Annotated in this window: 9 protein-coding genes and 2 rRNA genes; all 11 read right to left on the bottom strand. The window is 65.8% G+C overall.

Going from position 1 to position 13,235, the window contains the following annotated elements:
* Nucleotides 1-173 precede the first annotated feature (173 nt).
* The 11 genes from H2Q94_RS09755 to H2Q94_RS09705 all read right to left on the bottom strand — a co-directional run bounded on the left by H2Q94_RS09755 (nucleotide 174) and on the right by H2Q94_RS09705 (nucleotide 13,082).
* Entirely contained in the window at nucleotides 174-1,112 is a 939-nt protein-coding gene (locus tag H2Q94_RS09755; protein WP_243794112.1) for a copper transporter, read from the bottom strand.
* A complete protein-coding gene (gene steA / locus H2Q94_RS09750) occupies nucleotides 1,109-2,293 on the bottom strand; it encodes a putative cytokinetic ring protein SteA (protein WP_243794111.1) in 1,185 nt (394 codons plus the stop codon). The genes H2Q94_RS09755 and steA overlap by 4 nt, the downstream gene beginning before the upstream one ends.
* Nucleotides 2,294-2,392: 99 nt before the next feature.
* On the bottom strand, nucleotides 2,393-4,204 hold the full coding sequence (gene recN / locus H2Q94_RS09745) for a DNA repair protein RecN (RefSeq protein ID WP_243794110.1): 1,812 nt from the start codon (nucleotides 4,202-4,204) through the stop codon (nucleotides 2,393-2,395).
* Between the two features lie 114 nt (nucleotides 4,205-4,318).
* Complete coding sequence (locus tag H2Q94_RS09740) at nucleotides 4,319-5,212, bottom strand: NAD kinase (protein ID WP_243794109.1); 894 nt, start codon at nucleotides 5,210-5,212, stop codon at nucleotides 4,319-4,321.
* Nucleotides 5,209-6,096 carry a TlyA family RNA methyltransferase gene (locus tag H2Q94_RS09735; RefSeq protein WP_309501138.1) on the bottom strand — a complete coding sequence of 296 codons (888 nt, stop codon included), beginning with the start codon at nucleotides 6,094-6,096 and terminating at the stop codon, nucleotides 5,209-5,211. Before H2Q94_RS09735 ends, H2Q94_RS09740 begins: the two co-directional genes overlap by 4 nt.
* A gap of 5 nt (nucleotides 6,097-6,101) precedes the next feature.
* Nucleotides 6,102-6,293 (bottom strand): hypothetical protein, encoded by a 192-nt coding sequence (locus H2Q94_RS09730; protein WP_243794105.1) that lies wholly within the window; start codon nucleotides 6,291-6,293, stop codon nucleotides 6,102-6,104.
* Nucleotides 6,294-6,434: 141 nt separating this feature from the next.
* On the bottom strand, nucleotides 6,435-7,466 hold the full coding sequence (locus H2Q94_RS09725; RefSeq protein ID WP_243794102.1) for an HAD-IIA family hydrolase: 1,032 nt from the start codon (nucleotides 7,464-7,466) through the stop codon (nucleotides 6,435-6,437).
* Nucleotides 7,463-8,329 (bottom strand): tetratricopeptide repeat protein, encoded by an 867-nt coding sequence (locus tag H2Q94_RS09720; protein WP_243794101.1) that lies wholly within the window; start codon nucleotides 8,327-8,329, stop codon nucleotides 7,463-7,465. The genes H2Q94_RS09725 and H2Q94_RS09720 overlap by 4 nt, the downstream gene beginning before the upstream one ends.
* Nucleotides 8,263-9,123: a hypothetical protein gene (locus tag H2Q94_RS09715; RefSeq protein WP_243794093.1), complete on the bottom strand. Its 861-nt coding sequence runs from the start codon at nucleotides 9,121-9,123 to the stop codon at nucleotides 8,263-8,265. Before H2Q94_RS09715 ends, H2Q94_RS09720 begins: the two co-directional genes overlap by 67 nt.
* 630 nt (nucleotides 9,124-9,753) lie before the next feature.
* Nucleotides 9,754-9,871 (bottom strand): 5S ribosomal RNA (rrf, locus tag H2Q94_RS09710).
* A 128-nt stretch (nucleotides 9,872-9,999) separates the two neighbouring features.
* Nucleotides 10,000-13,082, bottom strand: a 23S ribosomal RNA gene (locus tag H2Q94_RS09705).
* Nucleotides 13,083-13,235 lie beyond the last annotated feature (153 nt).

Genomic DNA, 13,235 nt, shown 5'->3' with positions numbered 1-13,235 from the left:
TCATCAATGGCATGGACTTCCGAACCCGACCCGGCGCCGACCCCGCCCACCGTGCCCGGCCCCTCCCCCGGGCACGGAGCGGTGTTCAGGCTTGCCGGGTCGTCCAGCCGGGCGGCGCACTCGCGTATGCGCCGCCCGGCGCGGCCGCACCGCCGGGCCGGGCACGACCCCGGTCAGTCGCGCGTTCCGGGCACCATGCCTTCAGCGCTGCTGGCCGTGCCGTAATGCCCGGCCCGGCGGTCGAGCTGCTCCCGCAATGCCAGCACCGCGGCCACCTCGCCCTGCGGGGTCTCCGCGTTGTCCACGGTCGAAAGCGTCGAGGAGATCGCGGTATCGGCACGCGCGAACCCGACCGACCCGTCACCGTCAGCGGATCCGCGACCACCCGCGAGAACCGCACCACCTCCGGACCGATCCAATTGGGACGCGAAGCGAGCGAAGAATGCCGCTCGGTCGGCAGCGCCGGCTCCACCGGCCCCTCCGCCGGTGAGCACGAGCGCGAGCGGCGCGGACCGCACCTCGCCCACAGCGGTGGCGAAGCCCCCCTCGGTCAGCCCGGTGATCGCCGCCTCCCGCTCCTCCGGCGAGACCTGGGCCGCCCCGCTCCGCTGATCGAGCAAGGTCAGCGGTCCGAGCAGTCCACCGGTGAGCGTGCCGACGTCGGTCGCGGTGGGCAGCTGCACGCCCGCGGGCAACAACCGGGTCACCAATCGACGCACCTGATCGGCTCGGTCCGGATCCGCCACGGCCTCGGACAGTCGCACTTCACCCGCCACCTGCGCCCCGGAGGATTCGAGCAGCCCGCGCATCGCAGTCCTGTCCTGCTCCGGTACGTCCCAAGAGCTGAACAGGACGACGCCGTGATCCGCGAGCCTGCCCTGCACGGCCAGCGGCGCCGTCGCGGCGCTGAACCGATGTGCGCCATCAAGTTCGCCGCGCAGCGCGGCCCGGTCAGCGTCCAGCTCATCGACCTGACGGCTCAGGGAGTCCCGCTCCTGACCTACGTGCGAGAGCAATCGTTCGCTCAGCGAAGTCGACCCGAGCACGATTCCCACGGCCAAGGCCAACAGGACCGCGATCAGGGAGATCACGTGCTGCCGCAGCGAGATCATGCGAACCACTCCCCCGCCTGCTCGAACGCGGAACGGCCGAAGTCGACGATCACCGAGAAGAAGGAGTCGCCGAAACCGGACACCGCCAAAGCCACCGCCAGCACCACGAGTGCGGCGAAGAAGAGCAGAACGAGCGCGCCGTTCGATCCGGCGGCGCGCTGCAACGAGGCGACCGCCGCACCGTCGACGAGCCTGCTGCCCAAGCGCAACCTGGTCAGGAAGGTCGATGGGTTCGAACCGGACCGGCCGCGATCGAGGAACTCGTGCAGCGTCGCCTGGAAACCGACCGTCACCACGAGGCGGGCGTTATGAGCATCGGCGATCAGCAATGCCAGATCCTCCGGGTTCCCGGAAGCCGGGAAGGTCAGCGCACCGATACCGAGATCCTGGATGCGCTCGATCCCCGGGGCATGGCCGTCCAGGTGGGCCGGAACGACCACTTCCGTCGCACGCTTCAACGTCTCGGTCGCGATTCCACCTGGATCACCGACGATCACGTCGGGGCGGTAACCGGCGCGGAGCAACGTGTCCGCTCCGGCGTCCACGCCGATCAAAACCGGCCGGTAGTACTTGATGTAGCGCTTGAGCCGTTTGAGATCGTCGACGTGCCCGTAGCCGGGCACCAGCACCAGCACGTGACGATCCTCGATCGGCACGGTCACCGCCGGCACCCCGACGCCGTCGAGAATGAGCATCCGCTCGGTGCGCAAGAACTCGATGGTGTCGGCCGAGAACGCCTCCAGCTGCGCGGTCATCCCGGCCTTGGCTTCGATCAGCTGATCCGCGATCGAGTCGGCGTCCTGTTCGGCGCCGCAGCCGACCTCACGATCACCCGAGTACAACCGGCCTTCGTGCAGCCGCAACCGTGCGCCGTCCTTGATCACGCGCATCGGTTCTCTGCCGACGCCGTCGATCAGGGCGACCCCGGCAGCCGACAGCACCTCCGGCCCCAGGTTGGGGAACCGGCCCGAAATAGACGGGGCGGCGTTGACCACGCCGACGACGCCGGCCGCCACCAAGGTGTCCGCCGTCCGGCGATCGAGGTCGACCTGGTCCAGCAGGACGATGTCACCGGGACCGAGCCGCTGCGGCAGCTCGTCGGTGCGACGTGGAACCCGCGCCGTTCCGATCACTCCCGGCCGAACTTCCTCCTGGCGTGCGAGCAGACCACTGAGCTTCATGAACCGATGGTGACAAAGGGACCACCGTCCGAGAGGCCGCCACGCCGTGGGGGCACCGCCGATCAGACCTTCTTGATTGATCCAAACGGACTAATTCGATCAACGGGAGCTCGTCGCGGCGTCCTTCTTCTTGGCCCGGCTCTTCCCTCGGCCGGGTTCCGCCGTCGCCTTGTGGGAGGCGGCGGTCGCCAGCAACTCCTCCGCATGTGCGCGCCCGGTCGCGGTGGAGTCCAGACCCGCCAGCATCCGAGCGAGCTCGGCGACGCGTTTGCCGTCGGCGACCGTGCGCACGTCGCTACGGGTCAGTCCGGTCTCATTCGACCCCTTGTCGACCACCAGGTGCCGGTCGGCGTACGCGGCGACCTGCGCGAGGTGGGTGACCACCACAACCTGGTGGGTCCGGGCCAGTCTCGCCAAACGCCGACCGATCTCGACGGCAGCGCGGCCGCCCACTCCGGCGTCGACCTCGTCGAACACCAGCGTCGGCACCGTGTCGGCGTCCGCCAGCACCACCTCGAGGCCGAGCATCACCCGCGAAAGCTCGCCGCCCGACGCTCCCTTGTGGATCGGCAACGACGGTGCTCCGGAATGTGCGATCAGCCGAAGCTCGACCTCATCCGTACCTTCCGGGCCTGCGGCCAGCGTTCGGTCGCCCACCAGCAGCGCGGAGGAATCGGACTCGTCGGTTTCCTTCGCCTCGACCACGACCTCCAGCCGAGCCTGCGCCATGGCCAGACCGGTGAGCTCTTCGGACACCGCCGCGGCAAGTCCGACTGCGGCCTCCTGCCGTTCCGTGGACAGCACCTGTGCGTGCTCCGCGAGCTCCACGGCGAGTTCGTCCCGGCGCTGCGCCAGTGCCGCCAGCGCCTCGTCAGAGGTGTCCATCCCCGTCAAGCGCTCGCGAGCGTCCGCAGCCCAGGCCAGCACACCGTCGATGTCGGCGGCGTACTTCTTCGTCAAGTTCTTCAGCTCGGCCTGCCGCGCGAGCACCTGCTCCAGCCGACCGGGATCCGCGTCCAATCGATCCAGATAACCGCCGAGCTCGGCACCGACATCGGCCAGCACCGCGGTGGCCTCCGCCACCCGGGTCTCCAGATCGCGCAGAACGGGATCTTCGGCACCGCCGAGGCGGCGTCGCGTATCGCTGAGCAGGCCCATCGCGCCAGGAGACTCCGGATCTCCGTCCGCCGCGCCGCTCACCGCGTGCTGAGCGCCCGCGGCGATCTCGCGCAACTGGTCGACGTCGGAGAGCCGTCGGGCCTCATCGACCAGTGCCGCGTCCTCCCCCTGCTCAGGAGCAACGGCCTCGATCTCGTCCAAGCCGTGCCGGAGCAGCTCGGCCTCGCGCGCCCACTCTCGTGCCCGTTCGGTGCGCTCGGTCAACTCCCGCACCGTGTCGGCCCAAGCCGCGCGAACTCGCTGGTACTCGGCGAGAACATCGGCCACCGAGTCGCCGGCGAACCGGTCCAGCACCGCCCGCTGCTCACCAGCGCGCAGCAACCTGAGTTGATCGTTCTGCCCGTGCACCGCCAGCAGCTGTTCCGACAACTCCGAGAGCACCGCGTTCGGCACCGCCCGACCGCCCAAGTGCGCGCGAGAACGACCATCGTTGTTCACACTGCGCAGCGCGATGAGGCTGCCGTCATCGTCCGGTTCAGCACCGGCGTCCCTGGCGACTTTCGCCGCCCCCGTTTCAGGGGCGACCTCGAATCGCCCTTCCACCAGAGCCCGAGGACTATCGGATCGGACTCGCGAAGCATCGGCGCGACCACCGCTGAGCAGGTGCAGCCCCGTGACCACCATCGTCTTGCCAGCTCCGGTCTCACCGGTCACCACGGTCAGGCCAGGGTGCAGCTCAAGCGTGGCATCGTCGATGACTCCCAAACCTTGGATGCGCATCTCAGCCAACACATCAAGCACCCTAGCGGTCGGCCCCGACCGCCCGAGCCCCGCCAGCCCGATCAATGTCACCGATCCGCGCGGGCAGGTTCACCGCGGACGCCCCGACCGGTCGATCTTGGCCGGTCAATCGGCTGCCGGACCGCGCCATCCTTGCACCGGCAATTCGAACTTCCGCACAAGCCGATCGGTGAACGACGCGTCGTACAGCCGAACCAGTCGCAACGGGTTCGCGCCGGTGATGACTTCGACCCTGGCACCCGCGGGCAGGTCGAAATGTCGTTGACCGTCGCAGCACAGCACCGCGTCGTGGCCCCCGTGGTCGATCTCCAACGCGACGGTCGAGTTCCGCGACACCACCAGCGGACGGGCGAACAACGCGTGCGCGTTGCTCGGAACCACCAGCAATGCCTGCACTTCAGGCCAGACGACGGGGCCGCCCGCCGAGAAGGCGTAGGCGGTGGAACCGGTCGGCGTGGAGCACAGCACCCCGTCACACCCGAACGCCGACACCGGATGGCCGTCGACCTCGACGACCACGTCGAGGATGCGTTCCCGGCTGCTCTTCTCCACGCTGGCCTCGTTCAAGGCCCACGTCGTCGCCAGGACACGACCGTCGAGCATCGCGGTGACATCGATGGTCATGCGTTCTTCGACGTGATACCGCCCCTCGACCACGGCCAGCACCGCCTGGTCCAGCGCATCGGAGTCGGCTCCCGCGAGGAACCCGACCCGCCCGAGGTTGACCCCGAACACCGGAACCCCCGTCAGCCGGGCGAGTTCGGCGGCACGCAACAGCGTCCCGTCGCCACCGAGGACGAACACCAATTCCGTCCCCGCGGCCGCGTGCGGCCCGGACGGGACGGCCTGGGTGTAGCAGCCGGGGCTGAGGTCGCGCGCTTCGTCCTCCAACACCCGAACGCGCAAGCCGGCACCGACCAGCTGCCCGGCGACCTTCTCCGCCGTGCGCAGATTGTGCTGTTTACCGGTGTGCACCACCAGCAGCACCTCTCGGGTCAACTCCGGCTCCCTTGTCGGTGCTCGGTCGTTCCAGCGGTGGCCTCCCCGGCCCCGCCGGTTTTACCCGTCGTCTGCGGTCCTCTGCGTACCGCGTCGGCTACGAGCTCCGCGGCCGCCGCCGGGTCCGTGCTCGTCCCGGCCCGCAACCAGACGAAGAACTCCACATTGCCCGACGGGCCGGGCAACGGGCTTGCCGCAACGCTTTGCAGGCCCACCCCTGCCTCCGCGGCAAAACGCACCACGTCGAGCACGGCCTCCGCCCGCAGTTCAGGATCCCGCACCACACCACCGGAGCCCAACCGCTGCTTGCCGACCTCGAACTGCGGTTTGACCATCGGCACCAGGTCGGCTCCCGGCGCGGAACACGCCAGCAACGCGGGCAACACCAGCTTCAGCGAGATGAAGGAGAGATCAGCCACCACCAAGTCCACGGAGCCGCCGATATCGGCCGGTTCGAGTGCGCGGACGTTCGTGCGGTCGTGGATCCGGACCCGTTCGTCGGTCTGCAACGCCCACACCAATTGGCCGTACCCAACGTCCACGGCCACGACCTCACGCGCCCCATGGCGCAGCAGCACGTCGGTGAACCCACCGGTCGAGGCGCCGGCATCAAGGCAGCGGCGTCCCTCGACGGACAGGCCTTCCCGCCCGAACACGTCCAGCGCACCCAACAGTTTGTGCGCGCCGCGGGAAGCCCACCGCGGATCTTCCACGTCCTCGGTCACGACCAGCGGAGCATCGATCTCGACGGCCGTGGCGGATTTCCGGGCGAGCATTCCCCGCACCGTCACCCTGCCTGCGGCGATCAACTCGGCCGCATGCTCGCGGGACCGGGCCTGCCCACGTCGAACGAGTTCGGCGTCCAAGCGCGCCTTGCGCGGCACCCCGATCACCCGCCGCCGGTCGAGCCGGAGAGCATGTTCTCCGCTTTGCTCAACGCATCCGACAGCGCAGCATGGACGGCTTCGAACCGTTCGACGTGGTCCGCCACTGGAAGCTCGCGCACCTCGTCAAGACGCGCAAGTGCTTCACCGATCGCTTGTTCGGCCGCCGAACCATCGTCCGACGGCTTCGCCAACATCGACGGGTTCGGGGCGGGCGAACCGTCCTGTCCTGGAGAGGTCATCGTCTCCCGCTTCTGTTGCCCACGTCGCCGGACGTGTCACGGCGACTACATCAACGCTATCCGACCAGAACGGCCGGTGTGGGGACCCCGGCCGCTTCAGACCAGGCCCAGCTCGCGCAGCGCGTTGCCGGAGGCGGAGTCCTCGGCGCGAACCTCGACGGGACCGGATCCGAGCGGCCACCAGGCGGCGCACAACGCACGCAGCGCACCGAGTGCCGCAGCACGCGCATCGGTGGCGTCCGACTGTGACTGTGCGGTACCCGCCGACAGCTCCAGAGACCCCTCATCGACGCGGACCTTCCAAGCCGACTGCTCGCCGATCACCGTGCTGGAATACGGCAGGTGCAGCCCGCGCAGATCGTCCGCAACGTGGTCGGGTCGTTCCTCGACCGGGGCGAACAACACGTCGGCAGGAGTACCGACGCCGGTCAGCACCATCAGCGATGACATCCCAGCCCGGACGGCACCGCCGATGTCGGTGTCCAGACGATCACCCACCATCAGCGGACGGCTCGCCTGCGCCGAGGCCACGGCCCGATTCAGCAACGGACGTTCTGGTTTGCCCGCGACTTGTGGCTCCTGCTTGGTCGCAGCACGAAGCGCGGCGACCATCGAACCGTTGCCCGGCAATTCGCCACGTTCCGTGGGCAGCGTGGCGTCGGCGTTGCACGCGACCCACACAGCCCCGTCCCGGATCGCCAGGCAGGCCTCGGCGAGGTTCCACCAGCCGGTGTCGGGGGAATGCCCCTGGACCACGGCGATCGGCTCGTCCGTGTGCTCCCGGACCGGGGTGAGCCCGACCTTCCCGACCTCATCAGCCAGCGCTTCCGATCCGACGACCAGCACCTTCGCCCCGGCGGGCAGCTGCTCGGCGAGCAGTGCCGCCCCGGCCTGCGAACTGGTGCTCACCTCGTCTGCGGTGGCGCTCAAACCGAGCGCGTTCAGGTGTTCGGCAACGGAATGCGCCGGTTTCGAAGCGTTGTTGGTCACGTACCGCGCAGACACTCCGCGACGACGCACTTCGGCGATGGCTTCGTCAGCGCCGGGGGCGAGCTGACCACCGCGGTACACGGTGCCGTCGAGGTCGAGCAGGACCGCGTCGTGGTGGTCGAGCAAGGTGCCGGTCACTGCGACTCGTCCCCTCGCGGCTCACTCGCCTTCACTGCCCGGTCAGCCGTCGCCGTTTCCTCAGCGGAATCCTGCGACTCCGTTTCGTCGGTAGCTGCCTCGTCGACCACCGTGTCGGAGTCCTTGAATTCTGCTGCACTCGCATCGACACGCTGCTCGTCGTCCGCCGATTCCAGTGGAGACTCGTCGGCATCCACGACCGCCAGCGGCCCGGCGGCGGTGGCTTCCGCCACCAGCTCGTCCGCATCGATGTCGCCGCCGAGGCGCACGACCAGTTCGTCCAAGCGCTCCGGTGCGTCCGTGTCGCCGTCGTCGTCGGCGTGAGCGGCGTGCACGAACCAGGTGAACGCCTCCTGCACCCGGTCGGCCGCGAGCAGGTTGTCCGCGTACGCGTAGAAAAGCCGCGCGCTCCACTCTTCCTGCAACTTCGGATCGAGCTCAGGAATCTGCAGGCTCACCACGGAGGCCTCAACCTCACCGAGATCCCGGCGGGCACCGGCAGCCACGATCCGCAGTTCGACCGCTTCGCCACCGACCAGTTCGGCTGCCTCAGCGCCACGACTCAGCTCAAGGGCTCGTTCCGGACGGCCCAGGGCGCGCTCGCAGTCCGCCATGATCGCGATGTGACCGGGTCCGCCGCCCATTCGGCGGGCCGCACGCAGTTCCGACAACGCCTCGGTCCACTCGCCCATCTGGTAGGCGCACAGGCCGTTCGCTTCGCGGGCCACACCGATCCTCGACGCACGGTGCCGCGCGTAGCGAGCGTGCACCAATGCCTGTTCCGGATCGGTGTCCATCAGCTTGCCGGCAGCGACCAAGTGGGCCGCGACCTTGTCCGCGAGACCCTTCGGCAGTGAACGCATGTCGCGTCGGATCTCACCGTGCAGCTCGGAGGCGTCAACGTCCTCCGGAAGTTCCGGTGCCGGTTCAACCGGCTTTGCGTCCACGGCTTCCTCAGACGGTCCTGACCGCGCCGTGTTGCCACGGTCGTCGCGGCGCGGACCGCCCGGCCCGCGGTCCCCGCCCGGACGCTGCCGGTCGTCGCGACGCGGCCTGTCGCTGTCGAAGCGCTCCCGCTTGCCTTGCGGCCGAGCGGAGCTGTTGCGGTCGTCCCTCCGACGGTCGTTCGACGGACGACCACCACGGTCATCACGACGATCGTCGTTGTGCCGACGGTTTCCGCCGCGATCATCACGCCGGTCGTCGCGACGCTTGTCCACCCACTGACGATCGTTGCGGTCCCGGCCTTCGTTCTTGCGGTCGTTCCACGAACGGTCGGACTTCGGACGATCATCGCGTCGACGATCGTCGGCTCGCTGCCCACCGCCCTGTTGGCGGCTGCCGCTGTGCCTGTCATCCGGACGGCCACCACCGCGGCGTTCGTCATCGCGCCGGTTGTCCGAGCGGCGATCGTCTCGCTTGAAGTTCGAGTTCGGCCGGTCCCTGCGATCCTCGAAACGCGGCTTCTCGCGGCGGTCACCGCCACGGAATTCACCACGGTTCCGATCGTCACGTCCGCGGTCGTCCCGCTGCCGATCGTCACGCTGCGGCCGACTCGGACGGTCATCCCGATCGAAACGACGGCCACGGTCGTCCTGCCCGTCGAAACGGCGCGGGCCTCCGCTTCCGCCGCGCCCGCCGTCGTTTCGTCGGTCATCGCGAGGACCGCCACGGCGCTGCTCGGAGGGACGTCCGCCCTTGCGGTCGTCGAACTTCGAGTCCCGCCGGAAGCCGCCCTTGTCGCCGGGGCGGCCGTTGCCGTCCTTCCGGTACTTCGAGTCGCCCTTGCCGCCGGGAGCGCCCCAGCTCTGCTCGTCACGGCCTTGACCGAACGCCCGCTGGCGGTGGCCGCCGTCGGCACGCCGATCCTCGATCCTCGGACCACCGCGACGGTCGTCCTTGCGATCCTTGTTCCCGAACCGGTCACCACCGCCACGACCCTGTCGCGCGCGATCGTTCCCCGAACCTCGGGAGCCGCCATCGCGGCCGCGGTCGTTCTTAGCGCCGCCGAACCCGCGCCCGGCCGACCCGTTCCGGCCGGCCTGGCCGCTACGGCCGGAATCGGCTCCGCGGCGGTCGCCGCCGCCACGTGTGTCGTCGGACCCGGACACCAGACCTCCTGGAAAAGTACAACTCGGTTAACTACCAGCGTAGACCTCAGCGCCACCCATCAGTCGGCGCCGTCGGCGTGCGATGCCGAGCGGCACGGAACCGGTCCTCGGCACGAAAAAAAGGGGCCGACCGGTCCGTCCCGCTGGACGGGCCCGGTCGGCCCCTTCATGAGTATTGTCGGCGGTGTCCTACTCTCCCACACCCTATCGAGTGCAGTACCATCGGCGCTGGAGGGCTTAGCTTCCGGGTTCGGAATGGGACCGGGCGTTCCCCGCTCCGCTAAAACCACCGACAAACCACATACACCACACCCACAAACCATGAACCCATGATCACCGGGCAGGTGAAACCTTTATTCTGATATCAACAACAATCCAGGTTGCTGTTTCAGATACCGTATAGTGGATGCGTAGCAATCTTTGTGAACAAGTCCTCGGCCTATTAGTACCCGTCCACTCCACACATTACTGTGCTTCCATGCCGAGCCTATCAACCCCATCATCTCTAGGAGGCCTTAACCCACAAAAGGGGTGGGAGACGTCATCTTGGAACAGGCTTCCCGCTTAGATGCTTTCAGCGGTTATCCCTCCCGAACGTAGCCAACCAGCCCTGCTCCTGGCGGAACAACTGGCACACCAGAGGTCCGTCCGTCCCGGTCCTCTCGTACTAGGGACAGCCTTCCTCACATCTCCTACGCGCGCGGCGGATAGGGACCGAACTGTCTCACGACGTTCTAAACCCAGCTCGCGTGCCGCTTTAATGGGCGAACAGCCCAACCCTTGGGACCAACTCCAGCCCCAGGATGCGACGAGCCGACATCGAGGTGCCAAACCATGCCGTCGATATGGACTCTTGGGCAAGATCAGCCTGTTATCCCCGGGGTACCTTTTATCCGTTGAGCGACACCGCTTCCACCTGCCAGTGCCGGATCACTAGTCCCTGCTTTCGCACCTGCTCGACCTGTCAGTCTCACAGTCAAGCTCCCTTATACACTTACACTCAACACCTGATGACCAACCAGGCTGAGGGAACCTTTGGGCGCCTCCGTTACCCTTTGGGAGGCAACCGCCCCAGTTAAACTACCCACCAGGCACTGTCCCTGAACCCGATCAGGGTCCGAGGTTCAGATGCTCAGAACGACCAGAGTGGTATTTCAACAACGACTCCACACCCACTAGCGTGAACGCTTCACAGTCTCCCACCTATCCTACACAAGCCGCACCGAACACCAATACCAAGCTATAGTAAAGGTCCCGGGGTCTTTCCGTCCTGCCGCGCGAAACGAGCATCTTTACTCGTAGTGCAATTTCACCGGGCCTGTGGTCGAGACAGCGGAGAAGTCGTTACGCCATTCGTGCAGGTCGGAACTTACCCGACAAGGAATTTCGCTACCTTAGGATGGTTATAGTTACCACCGCCGTTTACTGGCGCTTAAATTCTCCGCTTCACACCAAAAGATGCTAACGGGTCCTCTTAACGTTCCAGCACCGGGCAGGCGTCAGTCCGTATACCTCGTCTTACGACTTCGCACGGACCTGTGTTTTTAGTAAACAGTCGCTTCTCCCTGGCCTCTGCGGCCACCACCAGCTCCCACCGAAAAAGTGTTCACCAGCCGTGGCCCCCCTTCTCCCGAAGTTACGGGGGCAATTTGCCGAATTCCTTGACCACAGTTCACCCGACCGCCTCGGTATACTCTACCTGACCACCTGTGTCGGTTTCGGGTACGGGCCATGCACACACATCGCTAGAGGCTTTTCTCGGTAGCACGGGATCACTGACTTCACCACAACGGCTACGCATCACCCCTCACCCTTCACGCCGCCCGGATTTACCTAGACGACAGGCTACAGGCTTACACCAGTACTACCACTCACTGGCACAGCTACCCCACTACGTCACCCCATCACTTGACTACCGCGGAATCAGGTCCCATGCACTCACACAACAACTCCGAAGAGCCACCATGCTCGCGGATGGTTAGTCTCAACCGTTTCACCATGGGCGCATGCACACGGGTACGGGAATATCAACCCGTTCTCCATCGACTACGCCTGTCGGCCTCGCCTTAGGCCCCGACTCACCCTGGGCGGACGAACCTGCCCCAGGAACCCTTAGTCAATCGGCGGCAGAGATTCTCACTCTGCTCTCGCTACTCATGCCTGCATTCTCACTCCCACACACTCCACACCACGGTTACCCGGATGCTTCACTGCATGCAGGACGCTCCCCTACCCAACCAGAACCAAGTCCTGATTGACACGGCTTCGGCGGTGCACTTCAGCCCCGCTACATTGTCGGCGCAGGACCACTTGACCAGTGAGCTATTACGCACTCTTTCAAGGATGGCTGCTTCTAAGCCAACCTCCTGGTTGTCTGGGCAATCCCACATCCTTTCCCACTGAGCGCACACTTAGGGGCCTTAGCCGGTGTTCTGGGCTGTTTCCCTCTCGACGATGAAGCTTCTCCCCCACCGTCTCACTGCCACGCTCAACCCAGGCGTATTCGGAGTTTAGCTGACGTCAGTAACCCATAAGGCCCATCAACCAACCAGTGCTCTACCCCACCCAGGCAACACGCAACGCTGCACCTAAATGCATTTCGGGGAGAACCAGCTATCACGGAGTTTGATTGGCCTTTCACCCCTACCCACAGCTCATCCCCCAGGTTTTCAACCCTGGTGGGTTCGGGCCTCCACACGGTCTTACCCGCGCTTCACCCTGGCCATGGGTAGATCACTCCGCTTCGGGTCTGCACCACGCGACTCCACGCCCTCTTCAGACTCGCTTTCGCTCCGGCTACCCCACACAAGGTTAACCTCGCCACGCAGCAGCAACTCGCAGGCTCATTCTTCAAAAGGCACGCCATCACACACCCAAAAAGCATGCTCTGACGGATTGCAGGCACATGGTTTCAGGAACTATTTCACTCCCCTCCCGGGGTACTTTTCACCATTCCCTCACGGTACTATCCACTATCGGTTACCAGGAAGTATTTAGGCTTAGCGAGTGGTCCCGCCAGATTCACAGCACCCTCCACGGAAACGCTGCTACTCGGGAACACCACCACACGCGCCATGTGCATTTTCGCCTACGGGACTCTCACCCACTCCGGCCAGGCATCCCAACCTGTTCAACTAACACACACAACCACGCTGAAGAGCCGGCAGCCCCCTCCAATGATGCCCCACAACACCGAACACGCAACCCCTGCCAGGTATCCCACGCGCCCGGTTTAGCCTACTCCGCTTTCGCTCGCCACTACTCACGGAATCACCAGTGTTTTCTCTTCCTACGGGTACTAAGATGTTTCACTTCCCCGCGTTCCCCCCGCAACCCTATACATTCAGGAAGCGGTAACCCGACATCACTCGGGCTGGGTTTCCCCATTCGGACACCCTCGGATCACAGCTCGGTTGACAGCTCCCCGAGGCATTTCGCAGCCTCCCACGTCCTTCATCGGCCCCTGGTACCAAGGCATCCACCATGTGCCCTACATAACTTGGCCACAAAGATGCTCGCATCCACTATACAGTTCTCAAACAACAACCGAAAAAACACACACGTGTGTTCTCTCAGACACCCAACAGCGAACCGATGACAGAAAACAGAATGGCATTTCCACTAATCCTATGAGCACTCAGAGCACGAGAACATGCGC

It is taken from the genome of Saccharopolyspora gloriosae, from assembly GCF_022828475.1.
Lineage (GTDB): Bacteria > Actinomycetota > Actinomycetes > Mycobacteriales > Pseudonocardiaceae > Saccharopolyspora_C > Saccharopolyspora_C gloriosae_A.
This window is presented reverse-complemented; position numbering and strand designations above follow the sequence as displayed.

Bases quoted from the DNA above. Each gene is read 5' to 3' on its own strand.
- H2Q94_RS09755 (WP_243794112.1), bottom strand. From the start codon at position 1,112: ATGATCTCGCTGCGGCAGCACGTGATCTCCCTGATCGCGGTCCTGTTG.
- steA (WP_243794111.1), bottom strand. From the start codon at position 2,293: ATGAAGCTCAGTGGTCTGCTCGCACGCCAGGAGGAAGTTCGGCCGGGA.
- H2Q94_RS09730 (WP_243794105.1), bottom strand. From the start codon at position 6,293: ATGTTGGCGAAGCCGTCGGACGATGGTTCGGCGGCCGAACAAGCGATC.
- H2Q94_RS09720 (WP_243794101.1), bottom strand. From the start codon at position 8,329: ATGCGTTCACTGCCGAAGGGTCTCGCGGACAAGGTCGCGGCCCACTTG.
- H2Q94_RS09715 (WP_243794093.1), bottom strand. From the start codon at position 9,123: ATGACCGACGAAACGACGGCGGGCGCGGCGGAAGCGGAGGCCCGCGCC.